24 protein-coding genes are annotated in these 26,140 nt (G+C 72.8%); 18 read left to right on the forward strand and 6 right to left on the reverse strand.

Going from position 1 to position 26,140, the window contains the following annotated elements; translation table 11 throughout:
- Positions 1–21: 21 nt before the first annotated feature.
- The 5 genes from KUM03_RS28450 to KUM03_RS28470 all read left to right on the forward strand — a co-directional run bounded on the left by KUM03_RS28450 (position 22) and on the right by KUM03_RS28470 (position 6,007).
- The gene (locus tag KUM03_RS28450) at positions 22–261 is read left to right on the forward strand and encodes a hypothetical protein (protein ID WP_019327945.1); all 240 of its coding nucleotides are present in this window, start codon (positions 22–24) and stop codon (positions 259–261) included.
- A 64-nt stretch (positions 262–325) separates the two neighbouring features.
- Positions 326–1,669, forward strand: coding sequence for an NYN domain-containing protein (locus KUM03_RS28455; protein ID WP_217252748.1), 1,344 nt, complete (start codon positions 326–328; stop codon positions 1,667–1,669).
- A 231-nt stretch (positions 1,670–1,900) separates the two neighbouring features.
- Complete coding sequence (locus KUM03_RS28460; protein WP_217253054.1) at positions 1,901–2,941, forward strand: C40 family peptidase; 1,041 nt, start codon at positions 1,901–1,903, stop codon at positions 2,939–2,941.
- A 211-nt stretch (positions 2,942–3,152) separates the two neighbouring features.
- Positions 3,153–4,166 carry an NlpC/P60 family protein gene (locus tag KUM03_RS28465; protein WP_217252750.1) on the forward strand — a complete coding sequence of 338 codons (1,014 nt, stop codon included), beginning with the start codon at positions 3,153–3,155 and terminating at the stop codon, positions 4,164–4,166.
- A gap of 647 nt (positions 4,167–4,813) precedes the next feature.
- A complete protein-coding gene (locus tag KUM03_RS28470) occupies positions 4,814–6,007 on the forward strand; it encodes a hypothetical protein (protein ID WP_217252753.1) in 1,194 nt (397 codons plus the stop codon).
- Here the strand turns inward: KUM03_RS28470 and KUM03_RS28475 are convergent.
- Positions 5,964–7,214 carry a glycosyltransferase family 87 protein gene (locus tag KUM03_RS28475; protein ID WP_217252755.1) on the reverse strand — a complete coding sequence of 417 codons (1,251 nt, stop codon included), beginning with the start codon at positions 7,212–7,214 and terminating at the stop codon, positions 5,964–5,966. The genes KUM03_RS28470 and KUM03_RS28475 overlap by 44 nt on opposite strands.
- Before the next feature lie 130 nt (positions 7,215–7,344).
- On the opposite strand from KUM03_RS28475, the gene KUM03_RS28480 reads away from it, so the two are divergent.
- Positions 7,345–8,487, forward strand: coding sequence for a glycosyltransferase family 4 protein (locus KUM03_RS28480; protein WP_217252757.1), 1,143 nt, complete (start codon positions 7,345–7,347; stop codon positions 8,485–8,487).
- A gap of 121 nt (positions 8,488–8,608) precedes the next feature.
- Here the strand turns inward: KUM03_RS28480 and KUM03_RS28485 are convergent, their stop codons facing one another.
- On the reverse strand, positions 8,609–10,405 hold the full coding sequence (locus tag KUM03_RS28485) for a long-chain fatty acid--CoA ligase (protein ID WP_217252758.1): 1,797 nt from the start codon (positions 10,403–10,405) through the stop codon (positions 8,609–8,611).
- Between the two features lie 364 nt (positions 10,406–10,769).
- Here KUM03_RS28485 and KUM03_RS28490 point away from each other — a divergent pair, with 364 nt between their 5' ends.
- The 6 genes from KUM03_RS28490 to KUM03_RS28515 all read left to right on the forward strand — a co-directional run bounded on the left by KUM03_RS28490 (position 10,770) and on the right by KUM03_RS28515 (position 15,894).
- A complete protein-coding gene (locus tag KUM03_RS28490; protein WP_217253056.1) occupies positions 10,770–11,525 on the forward strand; it encodes a metallophosphoesterase in 756 nt (251 codons plus the stop codon).
- 138 nt (positions 11,526–11,663) lie between these two features.
- Positions 11,664–12,101: an SRPBCC family protein gene (locus tag KUM03_RS28495; RefSeq protein WP_217252760.1), complete on the forward strand. Its 438-nt coding sequence runs from the start codon at positions 11,664–11,666 to the stop codon at positions 12,099–12,101.
- Between the two features lie 136 nt (positions 12,102–12,237).
- Entirely contained in the window at positions 12,238–13,413 is a 1,176-nt protein-coding gene (locus KUM03_RS28500) for an ArsA family ATPase (protein ID WP_217252764.1), read from the forward strand.
- A gap of 56 nt (positions 13,414–13,469) precedes the next feature.
- Positions 13,470–14,006: a DUF5304 domain-containing protein gene (locus KUM03_RS28505; protein WP_217252767.1), complete on the forward strand. Its 537-nt coding sequence runs from the start codon at positions 13,470–13,472 to the stop codon at positions 14,004–14,006.
- Positions 14,007–14,060: 54 nt separating this feature from the next.
- Entirely contained in the window at positions 14,061–15,014 is a 954-nt protein-coding gene (locus tag KUM03_RS28510; protein ID WP_031035803.1) for an ROK family glucokinase, read from the forward strand.
- A gap of 127 nt (positions 15,015–15,141) precedes the next feature.
- Positions 15,142–15,894: an endonuclease/exonuclease/phosphatase family protein gene (locus tag KUM03_RS28515; RefSeq protein WP_217252769.1), complete on the forward strand. Its 753-nt coding sequence runs from the start codon at positions 15,142–15,144 to the stop codon at positions 15,892–15,894.
- Positions 15,895–15,915: 21 nt separating this feature from the next.
- Here KUM03_RS28515 and KUM03_RS28520 read toward each other — a convergent pair whose 3' ends face one another.
- Positions 15,916–16,575, reverse strand: a complete 660-nt coding sequence (locus KUM03_RS28520; RefSeq protein ID WP_217252772.1) for a hypothetical protein — start codon at positions 16,573–16,575, stop codon at positions 15,916–15,918.
- Positions 16,568–17,371, reverse strand: a complete 804-nt coding sequence (locus KUM03_RS28525) for a carboxylesterase (protein ID WP_217252774.1) — start codon at positions 17,369–17,371, stop codon at positions 16,568–16,570. The genes KUM03_RS28520 and KUM03_RS28525 overlap by 8 nt, the downstream gene beginning before the upstream one ends.
- Before the next feature lie 194 nt (positions 17,372–17,565).
- Here KUM03_RS28525 and KUM03_RS28530 point away from each other — a divergent pair, with 194 nt between their 5' ends.
- From KUM03_RS28530 to KUM03_RS28550, 5 genes are all read left to right on the forward strand, one after another.
- Positions 17,566–18,372, forward strand: coding sequence for a 1-acyl-sn-glycerol-3-phosphate acyltransferase (locus KUM03_RS28530; protein ID WP_217253058.1), 807 nt, complete (start codon positions 17,566–17,568; stop codon positions 18,370–18,372).
- A gap of 63 nt (positions 18,373–18,435) precedes the next feature.
- On the forward strand, positions 18,436–19,677 hold the full coding sequence (macS, locus tag KUM03_RS28535) for a MacS family sensor histidine kinase (protein WP_217252777.1): 1,242 nt from the start codon (positions 18,436–18,438) through the stop codon (positions 19,675–19,677).
- A gap of 25 nt (positions 19,678–19,702) precedes the next feature.
- Positions 19,703–20,350: a response regulator transcription factor gene (locus KUM03_RS28540; protein ID WP_217253060.1), complete on the forward strand. Its 648-nt coding sequence runs from the start codon at positions 19,703–19,705 to the stop codon at positions 20,348–20,350.
- 57 nt (positions 20,351–20,407) lie between these two features.
- A complete protein-coding gene (locus KUM03_RS28545; RefSeq protein ID WP_217252780.1) occupies positions 20,408–21,436 on the forward strand; it encodes a 6-phosphofructokinase in 1,029 nt (342 codons plus the stop codon).
- A gap of 106 nt (positions 21,437–21,542) precedes the next feature.
- Positions 21,543–22,538 carry a 2-hydroxyacid dehydrogenase gene (locus KUM03_RS28550; protein WP_217252782.1) on the forward strand — a complete coding sequence of 332 codons (996 nt, stop codon included), beginning with the start codon at positions 21,543–21,545 and terminating at the stop codon, positions 22,536–22,538.
- On the opposite strand, the gene KUM03_RS28555 is transcribed toward KUM03_RS28550, so the two are convergent.
- Positions 22,490–24,373: an anthranilate synthase family protein gene (locus tag KUM03_RS28555; protein WP_217252785.1), complete on the reverse strand. Its 1,884-nt coding sequence runs from the start codon at positions 24,371–24,373 to the stop codon at positions 22,490–22,492. The genes KUM03_RS28550 and KUM03_RS28555 overlap by 49 nt on opposite strands.
- 106 nt (positions 24,374–24,479) lie before the next feature.
- Positions 24,480–24,536, reverse strand: a complete 57-nt coding sequence (locus tag KUM03_RS39345) for a trp operon leader peptide (protein WP_071528813.1) — start codon at positions 24,534–24,536, stop codon at positions 24,480–24,482.
- A gap of 105 nt (positions 24,537–24,641) precedes the next feature.
- On the opposite strand from KUM03_RS39345, the gene KUM03_RS28565 reads away from it, so the two are divergent.
- A complete protein-coding gene (locus KUM03_RS28565; RefSeq protein WP_217252787.1) occupies positions 24,642–25,994 on the forward strand; it encodes a class II 3-deoxy-7-phosphoheptulonate synthase in 1,353 nt (450 codons plus the stop codon).
- Positions 25,995–26,140 lie beyond the last annotated feature (146 nt).

Here is a 26,140-nt window from a genome sequence, read left to right on the forward strand (position 1 = left end):
GGAAGAGAGCGGACAGCCACGATGACGGTTCCCCTGCCGACCGAGACGACGCGGTGGCGCTGCACCCTGTGCGGCAACCTCACCCGCTTCGACGTCACCCGGGCCTCCAAGGTCGTCGAGTACGTGCACCTCGATCTGGCCGGCGAGCCGAAGGTCGAGGAGCGCGAGGTGCTCAGTGAGACCATCGAGTCGGTGCGGTGCCGCTGGTGCAACGCCGTGGACCAGGTGGAACTCGTGGACAGGCCGGGTGCCGACTCCTGATCACGGGAGCGGCCCCGCATGAGGTGATCCCGGGCGGGATCACGCACAGGCATTGGGGTGACGGATGGCGGAGACACAGGGCGGGGGGCCGGGCGACGGCGCCGCCGAGGTGCTCGACCGTCCGCTGCCCGACGGCGTGCGCCGCAGGGTCGTGCAGATCGTCTCCGACGGCTTCGGCGGGCTCACCCTGGGCGAACTGCCCGCACAGCTGAGACAGTACGCCCGCTTCGCCCCCAACCGCCGGGCCAAGTTCGCCGGCAACGCCATGGCCGCCGCCGTCGAGACCGACGCCCTGTTCCGCCAGCGCGTCGGCGAGAAGTTCCGCGAGGCCCAGCCGGAGCTGGCCGGTGCCCTGGACGCGGGCACCCCGCCCCCGGCCGCCGACCCGCTCGACGTGGCGGCGGCGGCCTATGTGCTGCGGCCGCACGGCTGGGTGAAGCTGGTGACCTCCGCCGGCGAGGAGGCGCAGCGCGCGGACGCCGAGCGCGCCGACGAGGAGAGCCGCGCCGAGCTGGAGCGGCTGCACGAGGAGCTGGCCCGGGCCCGCGAGCACACCAGGGCCGAGACCGAGCGGCTGCGCGCCGAGCTGGACGCGGCCAAGCGGGAGACCGAGTCGCTCCACCGCAAGCTGCGCTCCGCCCTCAGCGACGTCAAGCGCGGCGAGGCGGCGCTGCGCAAGGTCCAGGCCGAGATCGACGCCGTGCGCGCCGAGGGGCACACCCAGGTGTCCGCCGCCGAGAGCGAGACCCGGCGGCTCAAGTCCCGGCTCGGCGAGGCCGAGGCCGCGCTGGAGGCCACCCGCAAGGCGGCCCGCGAGGGCCGCAGCGTCGAGGACATGCGGGTACGGCTGCTCCTGGACACCCTGCTGGACGCCACCCAGGGGCTGCGCCGCGAGCTGGCGCTGCCGCCGGTGTCCGTGCGGCCCGCCGAGACGGTGGACGCCGTCGAGCCCGGCCGGATGACGCCGAAGGACATCGCCAACCGCGCCCTGTCCGAGCACGATCCCGCCATCCTCGACCAGTTGCTCGCGCTGCCGCAGGCGCACCTCGTCGTCGACGGCTACAACGTCACCAAGACCGGCTATCCCCAGATGCCGCTGGAGAAGCAGCGGCTGCGCCTGCTCGGCCAGCTCTCCCAGCTCGCCGCCCAGACCGGCGCGGAGACCACCTGTGTCTTCGACGGGGCGGAACTGGCGGCGCCGGTGCTGCTCGCGCCGCCGCGCGGCGTGCGGGTGCTGTTCTCCAAGCCCGGCGTGACCGCCGACGAGCTGATCCGCCAGCTGGTGCGGGCCGAACCGCCGGGCCGTCCGGTCATCGTCGTCTCCACCGACCGCGAGGTGGCCGACGGGGTCGCGCGCGCCGGCGCACGCCCGGTGGCGTCCGTGGTGCTCCTGAAGCGGCTTTCCTAGCCCCTGCGCCACTTTCGTGCCAACCGTAACGTCGGAGTTGTATGCCCGTATTGACGGAACCGTCACGCAACGTAGCGTCAACCTGGAGTCACAGCAGGTGAGTTGTGGCAAAGAATGCGGTGAGTAACAGGGTTTTTCGGGTGGAGGATTTGAACTGATCACGAGTGGGTCACTAGGGTCACCCATCGAACCCTCGAACGGGTGATCCCTCTCAAGAAGGAGCTCGTCTCCGTGGCGTCCCACCGTCGTCCCAAGCAGCCGAGCCGCACGCGCGTGACCGTGCTCACCACCGCTGCCGCCGCCGCTGTCGCTCTCAGCTCCCAGGCCGCCAACGCCGCCCCGAGCGAGAAGCCGAGCAAGGACGAGGTCAAGGCCAAGGTCGACAAGCTCTACCAGGAGGCGGAGCAGGCCACCGAGAAGTACAACGGGGCCAAGGAGAAGCAGGAGAAGCTCCAGAAGGAGATCTCCACCATCCAGGACAACGTCGCCCGCGGCCAGGAGGAGCTCAACGACCTGCGCGACGGCCTCGGTTCGATGGCCAGCTCCCAGTACCGCTCCGGCGGGATAGACCCCTCCCTCCAGCTGTTCCTGTCCGCCGACCCGGACAACTACCTGGACAAGGCCTCCACCCTCGACCAGCTCAGCGGTCAGCAGGTCGAGACGCTGAAGAAGGTCCAGGAGAAGCAGCGCGACCTCGCCCAGCAGCGCGCCGAGGCGTCCGAGAAGCTCAAGGACCTCTCCGCCACCCGCACCGAGCTGGGCAAGAAGAAGAAGGAAGTCCAGGGCAAGCTCTCCTCCGCGCAGAAGCTGCTCAACTCGCTCACCGCCAAGGAGAAGGCCGCCCTCCAGGCCGAGGAGCAGCGCGCCACCCGCAGCAGCGAGCGCCAGGTCCTCTCCGGCACCTCCACCCCCGCCTCCGGCCGGGCCGCCGCCGCCTTCGCCGCCGCCCAGAGCAAGATCGGCACGCCCTACGTCTACGGCGCCACCGGTCCCTCGTCCTTCGACTGCTCGGGCCTGACGTCGTGGGCGTACGCCCAGGCCGGCGTCGGCATCCCGCGCACCTCCCAGGCGCAGACCGGCGCGGGCACCCGCATCTCCTCGATGAGCGACCTCCAGGTCGGCGACCTGGTCTTCTTCTTCAGCGACCTGCACCACGTCGGCCTCTACGCCGGCAACGGCCAGGTCCTGCACGCCCCGCGCACCGGCACGAACGTCCGCTACGAGTCGATGGGCACCATCGGCGGCCCGTTCATGTTCGGCGTGCGGGTCTGACCGAGGCCCCGCACCTTCCCCCAGCGACCCTCGCCGTGCCGCCCGTTCGGGCGAATCACGGGACCGCGTTCTGAACCCCGTCCCGCCGTTGACCTGCGTCAGCGGCGGGGTTCGGCGTCGCGCGCCCTTCGAGGTCGTTGGTCGGCGCCCCGCCACGGGGTTACTGTCTGCCGCGTTTCCCTGTCCGCCAGCGGAAGGAGTGCGGCTTCCCGTGGGGTCCCATCGCCGCCTTGCACCATCCGGGTTCGACCGTGGCGCCACCGCCGCCGTCGGCCTGTTCTCCGTCGCCGCCGCGCTCCTGGGCGCCGTACCGGCCACGGCCGCCCCGCAGGACGACCGGCGGGCGGAGGTGGACCGGCTCCACACGGAGGCGGAGCGGGCGACCGAGGCCTACAACAAGGCCGACGCGCGCACCGACGCGCTGCGCGAGGAGGTCAGCACGGCGCAGGACGCCATCGCCCGCCAGCAGGGACGGATCAACACCATGCGGGACGCGTTGGGTTCGCTGGCCGGCGCCCAGTACCGCTCCGGCGGCATCGACCCGTCGCTGGCGCTGCTGCTCTCCGCGGACCCGGACGACTACCTGGACAAGGCCTCCGCGCTCGACCGGGTCACCACGCACCAGGCGGGTCAGCTCAAGGAGCTCCAGGAGGCCATGCGCGACCTCGCCCAGGACCGCGCCGAGGCCGCCGGCAAGCTCGCCGAGCTGGAGAAGGGCCGCAAGGCCGTGGCCGCCCACAAGAAGACGGTGGAGAGGAAGCTCGCCGAGGCCCGCGAGCTGCTCAACTCCCTCCCTGACGAGGAGCGTGCCGCCCACGACCGCGGCTCCCGCTCCGGCCGCACCGACCTGGCCGTCCTCGGCGGCGCCGCCCCCGCCTCCGGCCGCGCGGCAGCCGCCCTCGCCGCCGCCCGCTCCGCCCTCGGCAAGCCGTACGTCTGGGGCGCCAACGGGCCCAGCGGCTTCGACTGCTCCGGCCTGACCCAGTGGTCGTACGCCCAGGCGGGCGTCGGCCTGCCGCGCACCTCGCAGGCCCAGTCGGGGGCCGGACAGCGCGTCTCCCTCTCCGAGGCCCGCCCCGGCGACCTCGTCGCCTACCGGGACGACGCCAGCCACATCGGCATGTACGTCGGCAACGGCCAGGTCATCCACGCGCCCTACCCCGGCGCCCCCGTCCGCTACGACCCGGTGGGCATGATGCCGGTGTCTTCGGTGACGCGGGTCTGATCCGGGCGGGCGGAGACGTCCGGCTCTCGTCCGGCCGGGCGCGGAGCCCGGCTCCAGGACGGTCCGCGGGTCCGCCGGGCGGCGCCGCCGAGCGCCGGCGTCGGCGCGTGTGCGGGTACCGGCGGACCGGCCGGTCCTCGGTGGCGGCGCGGCGTGACCCGGCGGGAGCGGAGCCGGTCTCGACGAGGACGAGGGGCCGCGGGCCGGTCTGGCCACGGTTCCGGGCCGCGGGTTCCGCTGGTGGCGTTCCGGGTCGGCCGGGCGTCCACCGGTCCGGACCGCGGACGCCGCGGGGCCGGGCCGGCGGAGCTTTCTGCGCCGGAGGCACCGGAGGTTCGGCGGGCCACTGGTCTGGCGGTTCCGCCGGTCGCGCCGGTGAAGCGGGTCGGGGGCCACCGGTCCGAGGCGCCGGGGCGCGGGGCCTGGTCGGCCGAGAGCCCTCCGGCCGAGGCGGCGGGAGCGCGGGCGGGGGCGGTCGTCTCGGCGACCCACCGTCCTGACCGGCGCTTCGGTGACGCGCGTCCGTACCGCCCGTGCGGTGTCGCGTCCGGGGGGCGGCTCCGTGCGGTGTTGCGTCCGGCGGCAACCGTCCGTCCATTTCCCTCGCCCCCCGACCCCCGCGGCCCGCCACCCGTACGATCGGGCAGGTGGCTGGTCGCAGGCGGGTGTCGGGTTCCTCGGTGGTGGCGCTGTGCCTGCTGCTCGTGTCCCTCGTGGCCTGCGGCGGCCGGACCACCGCCGACCCGGTCCGCACCGAGGTGCAGCGGGTGCTGGACCGGCGGGCCGCCGCCGTCCTCGGCCACGACCGGTCCGCCTACGCCCGCACCGGCGCCGCCGACTCCTTCGACAACCTCGCCGCGGTGCCGCTCACCGCGTGGTCGTACCGCGTCACCGACGTCGACCGCACCGGCGACACGGCCACCGCGGACGTCGAGCTGAACTACCGGCTCGACGGCTACGACCGGGGCCCCGTCACCACCCGGCGCACCGTGCGGCTGGACCGGGACGGCGCGGACGACCGGTGGTCCGTCGAGTCCGACCGGCCCGCGGAGAAGTCCGGCCAGCAGCCGTGGGACCAGGGGACGGTCCGGGTCGTGCGGGGCACCCACAGCCTGGTACTCGGCGTGGGCCAGTCCACCGAGGCGCTGCGCGGCTTCGCGGACCTGGCCGACCGGGCGGTACCGGCCGTGTCGGAGGCCTGGGACGGCGACTGGGCCCGGCGGGTCGTCGTACTCGTCCCCGATTCGCTGGAGGCGATGGCGGGCCTGCTCGGCTCACCGGCCTCCTCCTACCGGGGCATCGCCGCGGTCACCACCGGCGAGACCGGCGGCCGGGAGCACGCCCCCGCCGACCGGATCATCGTCAACCCCGACGCGTACGGGCTCCTCGGCACCCTCGGCAAACAGGTCGTCCTCACCCACGAGACCACCCACGTCGCCACCCGCGCCGACACCACCGCCGCCACGCCGCTGTGGCTCTCCGAGGGCTACGCCGACTGGGCCGGCTACCGCGACAGCGGCCGCACCCCCGCCCAGGCCGCCCCCGAACTGGCCCGCGCGGTGTCCGAGGGCCGGATGCCCGCGGACCTGCCGGCCGACGAGGACTTCGGCTTCACCGCCGACGCCGACCGACTGGCCCGCGCCTACGAGGGCGGCTGGCTGGCCTGCCTGATGATCGCCGACCAGTGGGGCGAGGACCGGCTGGACGCCTTCTACCGCGCCGTCGGCGCGCACGACCGGCGGGCGGGCGCCGTGGAGGACGCGATGCACGAGGTGCTCGGCACAACGCCCGAGGAGTTCACGGCGCGGTGGCGGGAGTATCTGCGGACGGAGCTCGGCTGAGCCGGACCTTCTCCTCGGCCCGCCCGCGCGACACCGTGTCGCGCCACAGGATGCGGGCCGCGAGGAGCGCGGCGGCCACCAGCAGGCCGTTGCGGACGAACAGCAGCGCGACACCGAGCGGATCGCTCGCCACGACCTCCCCGAAGTACAGCGGGAACTCCAGCACCGTCACCAGGCTCGCCACCAACACCAGGACGACCGGCACCGCCATCCGGCTCGCCCGGAAGCACAGGCAGACCGCCGCCAGACCGATCAGCCACACCATGTACTGCGGGCTTATCACCCGACTCGTGACCGTGAACATCAGCACCGCCACGAACGCCGCGTCCGCCGCCGTGTGCGCCGCGAACCGCGAGCGCCGCGAGGCCGCCAGCCGCCACAGCAGCAGCCAGCCGAACGCCAGGGCGGTCAGCGCCAGCGCCACCTTGCTCACCGTGCCCACGTACGGGCCCAGGAACTCGACGGAGCCGTAGTTCAGCAGCACCTCGCCGTCCCAGCCGAACTGCCGGGCCACGTGGAAGACCAGCGCGCCCAGCGACTCCACCTCGGTGCCCCGGTCGCGCTGGAACGTGACGAACGCGAACGCCCCCGGCATCGACACGGCGAACACCACCGCCAGCCCCGCCGCGCTCAGCGCCGCGGCGGCCCACCGCGCACGCCCGCGCATCCCGAGCAGCACCAGCGCCGGCCACACCTTCAGCATCGCCCCCAGCCCCACCAGGACACCCGCCGCCCGCGGATGCCGGCCCGCGGCCAGCAGCGCCGCCACCGCGACGGCCGTCACCATCACGTCGTAGCGGGCGTACACCGTCGGACCGAGCAGCGGTACGCCCACCACCCACACCCACGCCCCGCGCGGCGAACGCCCGGACCCACGGCCCGCGTGCCGCAGCAGGGCGAGCACGGCCAGGTCGGCGAGGCAGGCCAGGACGAAGAAGGCCGTCGCGTACTCCAGGAAGGGCAGCAGCGCGGGGGAGAGGATCGCGAGGGCCGCGACCGGCGGGTACTGCCAGGTGACGTCGTCCAGAGGAAACGTTCCGGTACGCAGGATCTCGTACCAGTTCCGGTAGATGACGGACACGTCACTGGTGACGTCCGGCCCCGGGAAGACCCACACCTTCAGCACGAACAGCAGCAGCACCAGCCGCGTGGCACCCCAGGCCGTGAGCAGCCACACCGCGGACCGCCTCGTATCCGTCGTCTCCACGTGCTCCCTGCCCGGTCCCCGGTCCTTCGCGTGCCCTGCCGTGCGGCCATGATGACCCGGACACCTGTGCGGATGCCACAGTACGCGGGCGGGCCCGGGCCCGCCCGGCGGGTTCGGTAGGGTCGGCGGCGTGCGCAAGACCTTGATCGTGACGAACGACTTCCCGCCCCGCCCGGGCGGCATCCAGGCCTTCCTGCACAACATGGCGCTACGGCTGGACCCCGAGCGGCTCGTCGTCTACGCCTCCACCTGGAAACGGAGCCGCGAGGGCGTCGAGGCCACCGCCGCCTTCGACGCCGAGCAGCCCTTCACCGTCGTACGCGACCGCACGACGATGCTGCTGCCGACGCCGGGCGCGACCCGTACGGCCGTCCGGCTGCTGCGCGAGCACGGGTGCACCTCGGTGTGGTTCGGTGCGGCGGCGCCCCTCGGCCTGATGGCCCCGGCACTGCGCAAGGCCGGTGCCGAACGCCTCGTCGCCACCACCCACGGCCACGAGGCGGGCTGGGCCCAGCTGCCCGCCGCCCGGCAACTGCTGCGCCGGATCGGCCAGTCCACGGACACGATCACCTACCTCGGCGAGTACACGCGTTCCCGGATCGCGGGCGCGCTCACGCCCGAGGCGGCCGCACGGATGGTGCAGTTGCCGCCCGGCGTGGACGAGAAGACCTTCCACCCCGGCAGCGGCGGCGACGAGGTGCGGGCCCGGCTGGGCCTGACCGACCGCCCGGTCGTCGTCTGCGTCTCGCGGCTGGTCCCCCGCAAGGGCCAGGACACCCTGATCCGGTCGATGCCGCGCATCCTCGCCGCCGAGCCGGACGCCGTCCTGCTGATCGTCGGCGGCGGCCCCTACGAGAAGGAACTGTGCCGCCTCGCCGAGGACACCGGCGTCGCCGCCTCCGTCCACTTCACCGGCGCCGTCCCCTGGTCCGAACTCCCCGCGCACTACGGCGCCGGGGACGTCTTCGCCATGCCCTGCCGCACCCGCCGGAACGGACTCGACGTGGAGGGCCTGGGCATCGTCTACCTGGAAGCCTCCGCGACCGGCCTGCCCGTCGTCGCCGGCGACTCGGGCGGCGCGCCGGACGCCGTCCTCGACGGCGAGACCGGGTGGGTGGTCCGCGGCGACTCCGAGGAGCAGACCGCCGACCGCGTCACCACCCTCCTCGCCGACCCGGAACTGCGCCGCAGGATGGGCGAGCGGGGCCGCACCTGGGTGGAGGAGAAGTGGCGCTGGGACCTGCTCGCAGAGCACCTGAAGGCACTGCTGTAACGCGGGCACCTTTTGGACGCAGGGGGCTGGGCGGAGCCTCAGGGGCGCGGGGAACTGCGCGACCAGCCACCACGCACGGAAAGCCGCCGACGAACCGAACCCGGCACCCCATAAGGCGCCCCTACTTGGCGTAAATCGCCTCGATCTCGTCCGCGTAATCCTTCGCCACAACACTCCGCTTCAGCTTCAGCGAAGGCGTCAGATGCCCGGAGTCCTCCGTGAACTGCGCCCCCAGCACCCGGAACTTCCGCACCGACTCCGCCTTGGACACCGCAGAGTTCCCGTCGTCGATCGCGTCCTGGATCGCGGCCAGCAGCTCCGCGTCCTCCCGCAGCGACACCGCGGTCGAACCGGCCGGCTTCCCGTGGTCCGCGCACCAGCGGCCGAGGAACTCCTCGTCGATGGTGACCAGCGCGCCCACGAACGGCCGCCCGTCGCCGACGACCATGCACTCCGCGACCAGCGCGTGCGCGCGGATGCGGTCCTCTATGACGGCCGGGGCGACGTTCTTGCCGCCGGCGGTGACGATGATCTCCTTCTTGCGCCCGGTGATCGAGAGATAGCCGTCCTCGTCGAGGGTGCCGATGTCCCCGGTGTGGAACCAGCCGTCGGCCAGCGCCTCGGCGGTCGCGCCCGGGTTGTTCCAGTACTCCTTGAACAGGTGCTCGCCGTGCAGCAGCACCTCCCCGTCGTCCGCGATGCGCACCACGGAGCCCGGCAGCGGCTGCCCGACCGTGCCGATCTTCTGCCGGTCCCAGGGGTTGAAGGCGGTGGCCGCGCAGGACTCGGTCAGGCCGTAGCCCTCCAGCACCGTGAAGCCGATGCCGCGGAAGAAGTGACCGAGCCGCTCGCCGAGCGGGGCGCCGCCGGAGATGGCGTACTCGCCGCGCCCGCCGAGGACCGTGCGGAGCTTGCCGTAGACGAGCTTGTCGAAGACCTTGTGCTTGATCTTCAGACCGAGGGACGGGCCGGACGGCGTGTCCAGCGCCTTGCTGTACGCGATCGCCGTGTCCGCGGCCTTGTCGAAGATCTTGCCCTTGCCGTCGGCCTGCGCCTTGGCACGCGCCGAGTTGTAGACCTTCTCGAAGACGCGCGGCACACCGAGGATCAGCGTCGGCCGGAAGGCGGCCAGTTCGTCGGTGAGGTTCTTGATGTCCGGGACGCAGCCCAGCTTGATCGGCGCGATCATCGGCGCGACCTGTACGAGGCGCCCGAAGACGTGGGCGAGCGGGAGGAAGAGGAGCACCGAGCACTCACCGGTACGGAAGAGCGGACGCAGCCGCTCCACCACGTTGCCGCACTCGGCGAAGAAGCTGCGGTGGGTGAGCACGCAGCCCTTGGGGCGGCCGGTGGTGCCGGAGGTGTAGACGATGGTCGCCGGGTCGTCGGCCTTGGCGATCGAGCCGCGCTCCTCGACGGCCCGGTCCGTGACGTCCTGGCCCAGGCGCCCCAGCTCCTCCACGGCACCGGCGTCGATCTGCCAGACGTTCTTGAGGGCGGGCAGTTGCTCGCGCACCGACTCGACGGAGGCGGCGTGCCCGACGGACTCCACGACGCACGCGGTGGCGCCCGAGTCGCTGAGGATCCACTGCACCTGCTCGGGCGAGCTGGTCTCGTACACCGGCACGGTGATCGCGCCCGCGCTCCAGATCGCGAAGTCCAGTAGCGTCCACTCGTAGCGCGTACGGGACATCAGCCCGACCCGGTCGCCCGGCTGCACACCGGAGGCGATGAGGCCCTTGGCGGCGGACTGCACCTCGGCGAGGAAGTCGCGGGCGGTCACGTCCTGCCAGGCGCCGCCCACCTTGCGGGAGATGACGGCGACGTCCGGGTGCTGCGCGGCGTTTCGGCGGACGATGTCGGTCAGGTTTCCGTCCGAAGGGACCTCGTACAAAGCCGGAAGGCTGAACTCGCGCAAGACTGCTGCTCCTCATAGGGCGCCGGCGCCACGACACTGTGTGATGCGACGGTGCGGTCCAAGGCTCGGGCAAGCGCTCCGGACGACTCATGCGGGATTCCTTGCGGAATTCACATGTTGAAATCCAGAGCACGACTGGACTGCCCGGACGTTACCCGCCGGTATGGCCTCTCCGACAGGGGGTCCCCGCGAGATGTTCGCTGCGTCACACGGATGGGGTTTCCTTCGCGCACAGTAGTCGACATACCGACCGACCAGCCAGTAACCGCAGGTCCGACCGCCACTGTTCACAAGAGGCACGCGCTGCTTACGCTTGATCGCCATGGCACCCACACCGCCCGGTAACACGAGGACACGCGTCCACGTGATCAGCGACGTCCACGGCAACGCCCGCGACCTGGCCAGGGCCGGCGACGGCGCCGACGCCCTGATCTGCCTCGGCGACCTCGTCCTCTTCCTCGACTACGCCGACCACTCGCGCGGCATCTTCCCCGACCTCTTCGGCGTCGTGAACGCCGACCGCATCGTCGAGCTGCGCACCGCCCGCCGCTTCGCCGAGGCACGGGAGTTCGGGGCGCGGCTGTGGGCCGGCGTCGGCGGGGACCGGGTGGCGCTGATCGAGGGGGCGGTGCGCCGGCAGTACGCCGAGATGTTCGCCGCGTTCCCCACACCGACGTACGCCACCTACGGCAACGTCGACATGCCGGACCTGTGGCCCGAGTACGCCGGGCCCGGCACCACCGTGCTCGACGGCGGACGGGCGGAGATCGGCGGCCGGGTCTTCGGCTTCGTCGGCGGCGGACTGCGCACCCCGATGCACACGCCGTACGAGATCAGTGACGAGGAGTACGCCGCCAAGATAGAGGCGGTCGGCGAGGTGGACGTGCTGTGCACCCACATCCCGCCGGAGGTCCCGGAACTGGTCTACGACACGGTGGCGCGGCGCTTCGAGCGGGGCAGCCGCGCGCTGCTGGACGCGATCCGCCGCACCCGGCCCCGGTACGCCCTCTTCGGGCACGTGCACCAGCCGCTGGCGCGGCGGATGCGGATCGGGGCGACCGAGTGCGTGAACGTCGGCCACTTCGCTTCGACGGGGAGGCCGTGGGCGCTGGAGTGGTGAGGGTCCGTGACCAGCGGTGCGCGGGCAGGTGGTGACAACCGCGCCGTCCGTGCGCGATAGCCTTCACGCGGCACACACGTGCGCGCCACGGGCGCACGACGACCTCAGTAGCGGCCCGCATCCGGAGGAGCCACGGCGATGGCGGAACACACCAGCTCGAGCATCACCATCGAGGCGGCACCGGCCGACGTCATGGCGGTGATCGCCGACTTCGCCCGCTACCCGGACTGGACCGGCGAGGTGAAGGAGGCCGAGGTGCTCGCCTCGGACGCGCAGGGACGTGCCGAACAGGTCCGGCTCGTCATGGACGCCGGCGCGATCAAGGACGACCAGACTCTCGCCTACACCTGGGCCGGTGAGCACGAGGTCTCCTGGACCCTGGTCAAGTCCCAGATGCTGCGCTCCCTCGACGGCTCCTACCTGCTCAAGCCGGCGGGCACGGGCACGGAGGTCACCTACCGCCTCACGGTCGACGTCAAGATCCCGATGCTCGGCATGATCAAGCGCAAGGCGGAAAAGGTCATCATCGACCGGGCCTTGGCGGGCCTGAAGAAGCGCGTCGAGTCGAGCCACTGAGCTGCGGGCAATCGTGCCGCTGGGGCGGCACGGGTGGGCGCAGCGGCACCCCGCAGCGCCGGGCCGCGCAGTGCCGTGCGGTGCCCAAGACGCCGCCAACCCCGCAGCGCCGCCGGCACCGGTACCGTTCACCCCCATGCGCACCATCCTGATCACCGGCCCCGGCGGCAGTGGCCGTACCACCGTCGCCGCCGCCACCGCGCTCGCCGCCGCCCGCCAGGGCACCCGCACGCTCCTCCTCGGCGCCGACCGCGACGACACCCTCGGCGCCGCGCTCGGGGTGCGCACCGGCCCGGAACCGGTCACCGTCGAACCCGGCCTCACCGCCCGCCGCCCCGACCCCGCCCAGGGCTTCCGCGACGACCTCGCCGCCCTCCAGGACCGCGCCGCCTCCGCCCTCGACCTGCTGGGCGCCTCCCGCCTCGACCCCGAAGAACTGACCCCCCTGCCCGGCGCCGACGAACTCGCCCTGCTGCGTGCCCTGCGCGACGCCGCCCTGGCCGAGGCCCACGACCTCCTCGTCGTCGACCTCCCGCCCGCGCCCCGCGCCCTCGCCCTGCTCGCCCTCCCCGAGGAACTGCGCCGCTACCTGCGCCGCCTGCTCCCGCCCGAGCGGCAGGCCGCCCGCGCCCTGCGCCCCGTCCTCGGCCGGTTGGCCGGCGTGCCCATGCCCGCCGAGGCGCTGTACGAGGCCGCCGCCCGCTGGGACCTGGAACTCGCCGCCGCCGAGGCCGTCGTCGCCGACCGGCACACCGTCGTCCGGCTGGTCGCCGAGCCCGGCCCCGCCGGCGCCGACGCCGTCCGCACGGCCGCCCTCGGCCTCGCCCTGCGCGGTCTGCGCCCCGACCTGCTGGTCGCCAACCGAGCCCTGCCCGAGGAGGAGGCGCCGGCCGGCAGCTGGCTCGCCGGACCCCTCGCCCAGCAGCGCAAGACGCTGGCGGAGTGGCAGGGCGCGTACGACGTCCGCACCGTCGCCCACCTGGGACGCGACCCGCGCGGCACGGACGACCTCGCCGAGCTCGACGCCCCCGCCGTCAACGAGGACGCCTCCCCGGTCGAGTGGCCCGTCACCGACCGGCTGGCCGACGACGGCGTCCTCGTCTGGCACATCCCGCTGCCCGGCGCCGTACGCGAAGAGCTGGACCTGGTCCGCCGGGGCGACGAACTGGTCGTCACCGCCGGACCGTTCCGCCGGATCGTCCCGCTGCCGTCGGCGCTGCGCCGCTGCACCGTCGACGGGGCCGCCCTGCGGGAGGGCACCCTCGCCGTACGGTTCGCGCCGGACCCAAGGCTGTGGCCGCAGGGACGCTGATCCGTCCCGCCCGTTCGGGTAACGTCGTAAGGACGAACCGTAGTCAGGAGTCCGTCATGAGCGAAGAGCTCCCCCCGTCCGAGGCCGCCCGCCCCGACGAGGCCGACGCGGTCGACGAGGTGCGGGCCACCGACGCCGACGCCTGGGCGACGGCGTGCGCCGAGGACCTGGAGGCGGAGAAGGCCCGCCGCCGCGCCGAGTACGGCCCGCCCCCCGGCTCGGCCGCCGAGGAGCTGCGCCGGCTCGTCGACACCGTCGCGGACAAGCTGTCCGGCCTCCAGAACCCGCTGCTCGGCCAGGTCGCCGGCCCCGCCGCCCAGCAGGTGGTCCGGCAGGTCGTCCAGCAGGCGAAGGCCGCCGTCGAACCGGTCATCGAGCGCAACCCGGACGTCTTCGACCACCTCGCGGCCGCCGGCTGTGAACTCCTCGCCGCCTACCGCTCCGCCGTCCAGGACCAGGAGCGCCGCTGGACCACCCGGGACACCGGCTCGAAGGACCCGAGCGACCCCCGTGACCAGGACGAACGCCGCGACGACGGCCGGGACGACGGCGACGAGGGCACCGGCCCGGGACAGCGCATCGACCTGGACTGAGCCCTGCCTCGGGTACGGTTGGCCATAGCGGGGCTCGACCGAACTGAGGGATTCATGGGACTCACCATCGGCGTCGACATCGGCGGCACGAAGATCGCGGCCGGCGTGGTCGACGAGGAAGGCAACATCCTCTCGACCCACAAGGTGCCGACCCCCACCACGCCCGAGGCCATCGTGGACGCCATCGCCTCGGCGGTGGAGGGCGCGCGCGTGGGGCACGAGATCGTCGGCGTGGGCATCGGTGCCGCCGGATACGTCAACCGCCAGCGCTCCACGGTCTACTTCGCGCCCAACATCGACTGGCGCCAGGAGCCGCTGAAGGAGAAGGTCGAGGCCCGCGTCGGCCTCCCGGTCGTCGTGGAGAACGACGCCAACGCCGCGGCCTGGGGCGAGTACAAGTTCGGCGGCGGCAAGGGCCACCGCAACGTCATCTGCATCACCCTCGGCACCGGCCTCGGCGGCGGCATCATCATCGGCAACAAGCTGCGCCGCGGCCACTTCGGTGTGGCCGCCGAGTTCGGCCACATCCGCATGGTGCCGGACGGCCTGCTGTGCGGCTGCGGCTCGCAGGGCTGCTGGGAGCAGTACGCGTCGGGCCGGGCACTGGTGAGGTACGCCAAGCAGCGCGCCAACGCCACCCCGGAGCGCGCCGAGGTGCTGCTCGCGCTCGGCGACGGCACCCCCGACGGCATCGAGGGCAAGCACATCTCCGTCGCCGCCCGCCAGGGCTGCCCGGTCGCCGTCGACTCCTACCGGGAGCTGGCCCGTTGGGCCGGCGCCGGACTCGCCGACCTGGCCTCGCTCTTCGACCCGTCCGCCTTCATCGTCGGCGGCGGCCTCTCCGACGAGGGCGACCTGGTCCTCGACCCGATCCGCAAGTCCTACAAGCGGTGGCTGGTCGGCGGCAACTGGCGCCCGGTCGCCGACGTCGTCGCCGCCCAGCTCGGCAACAAGGCCGGCCTCGTCGGCGCCGCCGACCTGGCCCGGGAGCCCGACCCGATCATGTGACGATCACTTCCCGGCGCCGGGGACTGCGCCGACCTCAGGGGCGCGGGGAACTGCGCGACCAGCCACGACGAACCGGCAGTCGCCCACACTCCCCGCGCCCCGAGCTCTTGGGCGTACATTGATCCACATGGAGCCGCTCCCCAACTCCCGCACCGAACCCGACGGTTCCGCCGTCATCCGGGTCCTCAGTTACAACATCCGCTCGATGCGCGACGACACCGACGCCCTCGCCCGCGTCATCGCCGCCTGCGACCCCGACCTCGTCCTCCTCCAGGAAGCCCCCCGCTTCTTCCGCTGGCGCAAGAAGCTCACCCGCCTGGCCCGCGCCGCGGACCTCGTGCTCCTCTCCGGCGGCGCCACCGCCGCCGGCCCCGCGCTGCTGTGCTCCCTGCGCGCCACCGTCGAGCGCACCGATGACGTGCTGCTCCCGCTCACCCCCGGCCGGCACCGCCGCGGCCTCGCCACCGCCGTCGTCCGGATCGGCGGGGCCCGCCTCGGCGTCCTGAGCTGCCACCTCTCCCTCGAGGCGGAAGAGCGCTACGAGCAGGCCGGCCTGCTCCTCGACCGACTGGCCGGCATGGGCGTGACCCACGCCGTGGCGGGCGGCGACCTCAATGAGCGCCCGGGTGGCCGCACCTTCCGGAGGCTCGGCGACGGGCTGCGGGACTGCTGGACGGCCGTGCCCTGGGGCAACGAGTACACCTTCCCCGCCACCGACCCCGACCGGCGCATCGACGCGGTCTTCGTCACGGAAGGCGTCGAGGTGCTGGGCTGCGGAGTGCCACTCGGACTCACCGGCGTCGCCGAGGACGACCTGAGGGCGGCCACGGACCACCTCCCGGTCCTGACCGCCCTCCGCGTACCCGCGTCCGAGGCCTGATCCGAACGACGGCCCCTGGAACTAGACCACCGCGCCCCGCCCGGGATCGTCGTCGTCCTCGTCCCCCGTGCGCATCCGCATCACCAGCGTGGCGAAGCCGCCGAGGAAGCCGCCGACGCTCGCCGTCGTCAGCCACCAGGTCATGTCCCAGCCCAGCACCACCGCCAGCAGGAGCAGCACCGGCCCGCCGAGCACACCCAGCCAGGCGAACTTCGCCGTGGTGTCGCCCTCGGGCAGCGGCGGCGGCTCGGGCGGTACGAAGTGGCCCTCGTCGTCCTCGCCGAGGTCTTCCTCCGAGGGCTCGGCCAGGCTGTGGTCGCGCGGGCCGGCCACTCCGGGGGCGAAGGCGACCGAGCTGCCCAGCGGCCGGGCCGAGGCGGGCTGGTCCGGCGTGGTCCGGTCGGCCTCGGGCCGGTCGTCGTTGGTCTCGGCCTCCAGCAGCGCCAGGTCCTCCACCGACTTGAACGGCTTGGCGCCCGGCGGGTCCGGCGGCTCGTCCCCGTACCCGGCCACGATCGCGGCCCAGGCGGCGTCCTCGTCCAGGGGGACGGCCGCGTCCGCGGGAGTGCGCTCGGCCGCGCGCTCCCGTCCCTCCTCGTGACCCGGCGTCCGCTCCAGGTCCCGGTCCTCGCGCTCGCCGTGCTCCTCGCGGTCCGCGCGGCCGGACTCGTGCTCAGCCACCTGTGGTCGTCCCTTCCTTGCCGAGACCGGGTTCCGGCTCCCCGACGGAACCGGGCGCGAGCCGGCCGATGAACTCGACGCTCTGAGCGAAGATCCGGTCCGCGTCGTGGTCCAACGTCGCCACGTGGTAGCTCTGTTCCAGCAGGACCTCCGTCACGTCCGTCGACGAGACCCGGCCGAGGATGCGGGCCGAGTCGGCCGGCGGCACCACGTGGTCCTGCGGGCTGCGCAGCAGCAGCAGCGGCTGCGTCACCTGGGGCAGATCACGGTCGGCCAGCCGGAAGAACGCGCGCAGCGAGTGCGCCGCGTGCAGCGGCACCCTGTCGTACCCCAGCTCGGTGCTGAGCGGCTTGGCGATGTCGCTGGCGATGCCCTTCGTGGCCGGCACCAGGTGGCGCAGGACCGGCAGGGCGTGCTGGGCCACGCCGTGCATCCGGTTCGCCGGGTTGACGACCACGATGCCCGACACCGCGTCCCCGTGCTTGGCGGCGAGCCGCAGCGCCAGCGCGCCGCCCATGGACAGGCCGGCCACGAAGACGCGCGCGCAGCGCTCCCGCAGGGCACGCAGCTCGCGGTCCACCTCCGCGTACCAGTCCTGCCAGCCGGTGACCTGCATGTCCTGCCAGCGGGTGCCGTGCCCGGGCAGCAGCGGCAGCGCGACGGTCAGACCCCGCTCGGCGAGGTGGCGGGCCCAGGGGCGCAGGGACTGCGGGGAACCGGTGAAACCGTGACAGAGGAGGACGCCGACCTCCCCGCCCTCATGGCGGAACGGCTCGGCTCCGGGCAGGACCGGCACGTCTCGGTCTCCTGTCGTCAGGGGGCCGGCGCAGCCGGACCGTCGTATGCGATGGACGCGTGTGCGGTACTCGCGGGTACTTCACCGTACGCGACCGCACTGACACCGACCAGGGCCGTCGGAGCCATTGACGGTGCCCCGGGTTAAGGTCAGAGCCACAGATACCAGGAGGCACTCGGTTGTTGTACGGCACGATGAAGCTCACCATCGGAGGGTCGCTGAAGCTCGCCTTCCGGCCCTGGGTGGAAGGCCTGGAGCACATCCCGGCCGACGGCCCCGCCATTCTGGCGAGCAACCACCTGTCGTTCTCCGACTCGTTCTTCCTGCCCGCGGTCCTCGACCGCAAGGTGACCTTCATCGCCAAGGCCGAGTACTTCAACACGCCCGGAGTGAAGGGGCGGCTCACCGCGGCCTTCTTCAAGGGCGTCGGCCAGCTCCCGGTGGACCGCTCCGGCGCGCGCGGCGCGGGCGAGGCGGCCATCAAGAGCGGCATAGAGGTCCTGGAGCGCGGTGAGCTGTTCGGTATCTATCCGGAGGGCACGCGCTCCCCGGACGGCCGGCTCTACCGCGGCAAGCCCGGCGGTCTCGCGCGCGTGGCGCTCGCCACCGGCGCGCCCGTCATCCCGGTCGCCATGATCGACACCGAGAAGATCCAGCCGCCCGGCCAGGTGATGCCGAAGCTGATGCGGCCCGGCATCCGCATCGGCGAACCCCTGGACTTCACCCGCTACCAGGGCATGGAGCACGACCGCTTCGTGCTCCGCGCGGTGACCGACGAGGTCATGTACGAGATCATGAAGCTCTCCGGCCAGGAGTACGTCGACATGTACGCGACCGCCATGAAGCGGCAGATCGCGGAGGCGGCGAAGGCCGAGAAGGAGGCGGGCAAGGCGGCGAAGGCCGCGCTCGCCCAGGCGGAGAAGGAGCAGGCCGCCAAGGAGAAGGAGCAGGCCGCCAAGGAGAAGGCGGCGGCCGAGCAGGACCGGGCCGAAGACCGGTAACGGCCGGACCGGCCGGCGAGGGCCGGTCCGACGGACGGACGTACGGGCCGGGGACGGGGGGACATGGCCAGGCGCGAGAGAGTCATGAGGATGTCGGTCGAGCAGCCGCTGTGGCGCGCGCTCGCCGGCTACCGCGTGCTCACCATGGTGTACGCGATCGGTTTCTTCACCACCGCCCACTCCGGCTTCGTCCGCCCCTGGCTCGCCGTCGCCTACTACGCCGTCCTCTTCGTCTGGACCCTGGCGACCCTGCCCAAGGTCTCCGGCGCGGCGAGCTGCACCAAGCGGTTCCTCGCCGCCGACCTCACCATCGCGCTCACCGGAATCCTGATCACCCCGCTCGCCGACGCGCCCGAGCGGGTCGCGGACGGCGGCCCGACCCTGCCGTCGATATGGACCGCCGGTTCCGTCCTGGCCTTCGCCATCAAGGGCGGCTGGCGCTGGGCGGCCGTCGCCTCCACCCTCGTCGCCGTCGCCAACCTCATCGAACGCGGCTCCCCGGCCCGCGACACCGTCCACAACGTCATCCTGGTCTGGGTCGCCTCCATCGCCATCGGCTACGTCGTCGAGGTCGCCCGCGCCTCCGAGCGCACCCTCGCCCGCGCCCTGGAGATCGAGGCGGCGACCAGGGAACGGGAGCGGCTCGCCCGCGACATCCACGACAGCGTGCTCCAGGTGCTCGCCATGGTGCAGCGGCGCGGCGCCGTGATCGGCGGCGAGGCGGCCGAGCTGGGCCGGCTGGCCGGCGAGCAGGAGGTCGCCCTGCGCACCCTGGTCTCCGGCGGCCTGGTGCCCGTCTCCCGCGTGTCGGAGGACGCAGCCGAGGGAGCGCTCGTCCGCGCGGTGGACGAACCGGAGGGCACGGACACCGACGGCCCGGTCGACCTGCGCGCCCTGCTCACCCCGTACGCCGGCTCCCTGGTGAACCTCGCCGAGCCGGGCGCCCCGGTGCTGCTGGCGCCGCCCGCCGCCCGGGAGCTCGCGGCCGCGGTGGGCGCCGCCCTGGACAACGTACGCAAGCACGTCGGAGCGGACGCGCGCGCGTGGATCCTCGTCGAGGACGAGCCCGGCGAGGTGATCGTCACCGTCCGCGACGAGGGCCCCGGCATCCCCGAAGGGCGGCTCGCCGAGGCCGAGGGCGAGGGACGGCTCGGCGTGGCCCTGTCGATCCGGGGCCGGCTGCGCGACCTCGGCGGCACGGCCGAACTGATCTCGGTGCCCGGGCAGGGCACGGAGGTCGAACTGAGGACACCGAAGGAAACCGGCGGCACCGCCGCACGGGGGAAGGCGGCCGACCGTGAGTGAACGACAGGACCCGATGATCAAGGTCATGGTGGTCGACGACCACCCCATGTGGCGCGACGCCGTCGCCCGGGACCTGGCGGAATCCGGCTTCGACGTGGTCGCCACCGCCGGCGACGGAGACCAGGCCGTGCGCCGCGCCCGGGCCGCCGCCCCCGACGTCCTCGTCCTCGACCTCAACCTGCCCGGCAAGCCCGGCGTCCAGGTCTGCAAGGAGGTCGTCGGCACCGATCCCAAGCTGCGCGTCCTCGTGCTCTCCGCGAGCGGCGAGCACGCCGACGTACTGGAAGCCGTGAAGTCCGGCGCGACCGGCTACCTGCTGAAGTCGGCCTCCACGGAGGAACTGCAGGACGCGGTGCGCCGCACGGCCGTCGGCGACCCGGTGTTCACCCCGGGGCTGGCCGGACTGGTCCTCGGCGAGTACCGCCGCCTAGCCTCCGAGCCGGCGCCGGCGGCGGAGACCGGCGACCCCGGGGCGCCTCGGCTCACCGACCGCGAGACCGAGGTGCTGCGCCTGGTCGCCAAGGGCCTGAGCTACAAGCAGATCGCCGAACGCCTCGTCATCTCCCACCGCACCGTGCAGAACCACGTCCAGAACACCCTCGGCAAGCTCCAGCTGCACAACCGGGTGGAACTGGTGCGGTACGCGATAGAACGGGGTCTGGACGACGCGTGAGTCCGCGCGGGACAGTGGCGGTGGCCTGAACCACCCGCTGTGGCAAGGGAGTTCGCGATGAAGGTCGGAGTACTGACCGGAGGCGGTGACTGCCCCGGGCTCAACGCCGTCATCCGGGCCGTCGTCCGCAAGGGCGTACAGGAGTACGGCTACGGATTCGTCGGCTTCCGGGACGGCTGGCGCGGTCCGCTGGAGGGCGACTCCGTCCCGCTCGACATCCCGGCCGTCCGCGGCATCCTGCCCCGCGGCGGCACCGTCCTCGGCTCCTCGCGCACCAACCCGCTCCAACACGAACACGGCATCCGGCGCATCAAGGAGAACCTCGCGAAGCTCGGCGTCGAGGCCCTCATCACCATCGGCGGCGAGGACACCCTCGGCGTCGCCACCCGCCTCGCCGACGAGTACGGCGTGCCCTGCGTCGGCGTCCCCAAGACCATCGACAACGACCTGTCCGCCACCGACTACACCTTCGGCTTCGACACGGCCGTCGGCATCGCCACCGAGGCCATCGACCGGCTGCACACCACCGCCGAGTCCCACATGCGGGTCCTGGTCGTGGAGGTCATGGGCCGGCACGCCGGCTGGATCGCGCTGCACTCGGGCCTGGCCGGCGGCGCCAACGTCATCCTCATCCCCGAGCAACGCTTCGACACCGAGCAGGTGTGCGCCTGGGTGACCTCCCGGTTCCGGGCGTCGTACGCGCCGATCGTGGTCGTCGCCGAGGGGGCGATGCCGAAGGACGGCGACATGGTGCTCAAGGACGAGACGCTGGACTCCTACGGCCATGTCCGGCTGTCCGGCGTGGGTGAGTGGCTGGCGAAGGAGATCGAGAAACGCACCGGCAACGAGGCCCGGACGACGGTCCTCGGCCATGTCCAGCGCGGCGGCACGCCCAGTGCCTTCGACCGCTGGCTCGCCACCCGGTTCGGGCTGCACGCCATCGACTGCGTCCGCGACGGCGACTTCGGCAAGATGGTCGCCCTGCGCGGCACGGACATCGTCCGCGTCCCGATCGCCGACGCCACGGCCCGGCTGAAGACGGTCGACCCGAAGCTGTACGAGGAGGTCGGCGTCTTCTTCGGCTGACCGCTGACCGCTGACCGCTGACCGCTGACCGGCGGCCGTGCGCCCCGCGCCGTATATTCGGCCCGGAGTCCGGCAGAAGCCCGAGCCCAGCAGAACGGGAGCGGTCATGGAGATCCTGGCCTTCGGCGTCCAGGCCGACGAGCGGCCCCTGATCGAGCGGGCCTTCCACGGCCACGACGAGATCCGCTGCCTGGACGTCTTCCTCAACGAGGACACCGCCCCCATCGCGGCCGGCCACGAGATCGTCTCCACCTCCGTCAACGCCGACCTCGGCGCGGCCGTCCTGGAGATCCTCGCGGCCGGCGGCACCCGGATGGTGGCCCAGCGCTCCACCGGCTTCAACAACATCGACCTCGACACGGCCGGGCGGCTCGGCATGACCGTCGCCCGGGTGTCGTACTACTCCCCGTACTCGGTCGCCGAGTTCGCCTGGACCCTCGCCATGGCCGTCAACCGGCGGATCGTGCGCGCCTCCACCCGCACCCGCGACTTCGACTTCCGCCTGGACGGTCTGATGGGCCGGGACATGCACGGCCGCACCGCCGGCGTGATCGGCACCGGCAAGATCGGCGAGGCCTTCGCCCGCATCGCCCACGGCTTCGGCATGCGGCTGCTGGGCTGGGACGTCGCCGAGAACCCCGCGTGCATGGAGCTGGGCATGCGCTACGTCCCCAAGGACGAGCTGCTCGCCCGCTCCGACCTGCTCTCCCTGCACGTCCCCCTGATGCCCGAGACCCGGCACCTGATCGACGCGCCCGCCCTGAAGTCGATGCGGGACGACGCGATCCTGATCAACTCCAGCCGCGGCGGGCTGATCGACAGCGCCGCCCTGGTCACCGAGCTGCGCGCGGGTCGCTTCACGGGTGTGGGCCTGGACGTGTACGAGGCGGAGGCGGGCCTGTTCTTCCTCGACAAGTCCCTGGAGGCCATCGCCGACGACACCCTGGCCCGCCTCGTCACCTTCCCGAACGTCCTGGTCAGCTCGCACCAGGCGTACTACACCGAGGACGCCGTCGGCCAGATCGTCGACACCACGGCGAAGAACGTCCTCGACTACCTGGCCGGCCGCCGCTCGGAGAACGTGCTGGTGCCCCGCAGCTGACCGGCCAGCTCCCGCACGATCGCGGCGCCGTTCAGCGTCAGCACGGACTCGGGGTGGAACTGCACGCCCGCGAAACCGGGGCCGCGCAGCGCGTGCACCTCGCCGCCCGCCGAGCGGCTCACCTCCACGCCGTGCGCGGCCAGCTCGGCGGCCGTCTCGTCGTCGCAGCGCGCCGTGAAACTGTTGTAGAAGCCCACCGTCTCGCGCCGTCCGAACAGGTCGATCTCCGTCTGCGCCCCCTGGTACGGCACCTCCTTGCGGACGACGTCCAGTCCCAGCTCCGCCGCGATCAGCTCGTGCCCGAGGCAGACGCCGAGGACGCCGTGCCGGTTCTCCCGGATCACGTCGGCGGTCAGGGCGCGCAGGAAACGCATCTTGGGGTCGGCGGGGTCGGACGGATCACCGGGACCGGGGCCCAGCACCACCGGTCCCTCGTGCCCGAGCACCGCCTCGCGCAGCCCCTCCTCGTCGTACCGGCGCACGCTCACCGCGAGCCCCGAGGAGCGCAGTACGTGCGCGAGCATCGCCGTGAAGGTGTCCTCGGCGTCGACGACCAGGGCGTGCCCGGTGAGCGCGTCGGACGGCTCCTGCATCCGCAGCCAGAACGGCGCCAGCGAGGAGCGGCGCCCGTCCAGGGCCGCCCGCACCCGGGGGTCGTCGGCGAGCTTCGGCCGCCCGGCCTCCGTACGCGGCCGGGACGGTCGTACGCCGAGGGCCGCCAGCACCCCGGCCGCCTTGGCGTGGGTCTCCGCGACCTCGCCCGCCGGGTCCGAGCCCCGCACCAGCGTGGCGCCGACCGGCACCCGAAGCCGCCCGCCCGCGTCGATGTCGGCGGTACGGATCAGGATGGGGGAGTCGAGGGTCTGGGAGCCGCCGGAGTCCCGGCCGAGCAGCGCCAGCGCCCCCGCGTAGTAGCCGCGCCCGCCGGTCTCGTGCCGCTCGATGACCCGGCAGGCGTTCTGCACCGGCGATCCGGTGACCGTCGCCGCGAACATCGTCTCCTTCAGCACCTCCCGCACGTCCAGCGAGGACTTGCCGCGCAGCTCGTACTCGGTGTGCGCGAGGTGCGCCATCTCCTTCAGCCGGGGCCCGACGACGACGCCGCCCATGTCGCCGACGGTGCACATCATCTTGAGCTCCTCGTCGACCACCATCGACAGCTCCTCGATCTCCTTGCCGTCGGCGAGGAAGCCCAGCAGGTGCTCCGGGGTCGGCCCCTCGGCGGGATAGCGGTACGTCCCGCTGATCGGGTTCATGACGACCGTGCCGCCGGACATCCGCACGTGCACCTCGGGGCTGGCCCCGACCAGCGTGCGGTCCCCGGTGTGCACGACGAACGTCCAGTACGCACCCCGTTCGCCCTCCAGCAGCCGCCGGAACAGCGCCAGCGCGTCGGCCCGCCCGAACCCGGGGATCATGCCCTCGTACGTCCGCCGGATCACGAAGTTCGCGCCCTCGCCGGCCCCGATCTCCTCGTCCAGCACCCGTCCGACGATCTCCGCGTACTCCTCGTCACCGACGTCGAAGCCACCGCCTTCGACGCGGACGTCGTGCGCGGGGAGGGCGGCGAGGACGTCGGCGAGCGGCACGTCGTACCGCTCCTCGGGAGTCAGCACCAGCAGCGGCGTGCCGTCGTCGCGGACGTCGAAGCCGCGCTCGCGGATCTGCCGGAAGGGGACGAGCGCCAGCCCCTCGCCGGGCAGGTCGGCCAGTCTGTCGTGCTCCGTCACCGGGCCGAGCAGCAGTTCCACGGTGTCGTGGTCGTGGCCCGGGGTGCGGCGGCGCAGCAGGGCGAACGGGCGGGAGTCGGCCAGGAGGCCGTCGAGCGGTGTCATGGGTGATCCGTGTCCTTCTCGGTTCGTCGGAGAGGAACGGTCCCGGTCGCACAAACGCCGAAGGCCGCCCCTCGGGCGGCCTTCGCGAAGTCTTGCGTACGCGCAGTCAGTGGGCCGCCGGATGAGCGGTCCACCACCAGTTCTGGGTCGAGTGCGCGAACATACGGCGCAGCGTACCCCACCGCCCCGGTGTCCACGGAGCATTCCGTGCGTCTCATTCCCTGGGCACGGGGCGGGGGCCCCGTTCCGACCCCGTAATGTTGAGGCCGTGACCGTGAACGCTAAGACCAGCCCGAGCGCTGGCAACACCTGGCGAGACCTGCCCGCGGCGCAGCAGCCTGAGTACCCCGACACCGAGGCTCTGCGCGCAGTGATCGCGGACCTCGAGTCGTATCCGCCGCTCGTCTTCGCGGGCGAGTGCGACCAGCTGCGCGCCCGGATGGCGGCCGTCGCCAAGGGAGAGGCGTTCCTCCTCCAGGGCGGCGACTGCGCCGAGGCCTTCGACGCGGTGTCCGCGGACCACATCCGCAACAAGCTCAAGACGCTGCTCCAGATGGGCGCCGTGCTCACGTACGCCGCCTCCGTGCCCGTGGTGAAGGTGGGCCGGATCGCCGGCCAGTACTCCAAGCCGCGCTCCAAGCCGACCGAGACCCGCGACGGCGTGACCCTGCCGACCTACCGCGGCGACTCCGTCAACGGCTTCGACTTCACCGAGGCGGCCCGGATTCCGGACCCCGAGCGGCTCAAGCGGATGTACCACGCGTCGGCGTCCACGCTGAACCTGGTGCGCGCCTTCACCACCGGCGGTTACGCCGACCTGCGCCAGGTGCACGCCTGGAACCAGGACTTCGTGAAGTCGTCCCCGTCGGGCCAGCGCTACGAGCAGCTCGCCCGGGAGATCGACAACGCGCTGAACTTCATGCGGGCCTGCGGGACGGACCCGGCCGAGTTCCAGACCGTCGAGTTCTTCTCCTCGCACGAGGCGCTGCTGCTCGACTACGAGTCGGCGCTCACCCGCGTGGACTCGCGCACGGGGCAGCTGTACGACGTCTCCGGGCACATGGTGTGGATCGGTGAGCGCACCCGGCAGCTGGACCACGCGCACATCGAGTTCGCCTCCCGCATCCGCAACCCGATCGGCATCAAGCTCGGCCCGACGACGACGGCCGAGGAGGCGCTGCAGTACATCGAGCGCCTCGACCCGGAGCGCGAGCCCGGCCGGCTGACCTTCATCGTCCGCATGGGCGCGGACAAGATCCGCGACAAGCTCCCCGAGCTGGTGGAGAAGGTCACCGCCTCCGGCGCGACCGTCGCCTGGATCACCGACCCGATGCACGGCAACACCTACGAGGCGGCCTCCGGTCACAAGACCCGCCGCTTCGACGACGTGCTCGACGAGGTCAAGGGCTTCTTCGAGGTCCACAAGGCGCTCGGCACCCACCCGGGCGGCATCCACGTGGAGCTGACCGGCGACGACGTGACCGAGTGCGTGGGCGGCGGCGACGAGATCTTCGTCGACGACCTGCACCAGCGCTACGAGACGGCCTGCGACCCGCGGCTCAACCGCAGCCAGTCGCTCGACCTGGCGTTCCTGGTGGCGGAGATGTACCGGGACCAGTGACGGACGACCCCGCTGGGGGTCGGTGAATGGGGCGCGGGTCACACTCGATCCGCGCCCCCTTCCCTTTTGTCGATCTTGCGTGATGGGTAAGGTTAGGTTTGCCTCACCGATCAGTCGGGCCCTCCGGTCGTCGTCGGTACGGCACG

Source organism: Streptomyces sp. AC602_WCS936 (assembly GCF_019049125.1).
Classification (GTDB): domain Bacteria; phylum Actinomycetota; class Actinomycetes; order Streptomycetales; family Streptomycetaceae; genus Streptomyces.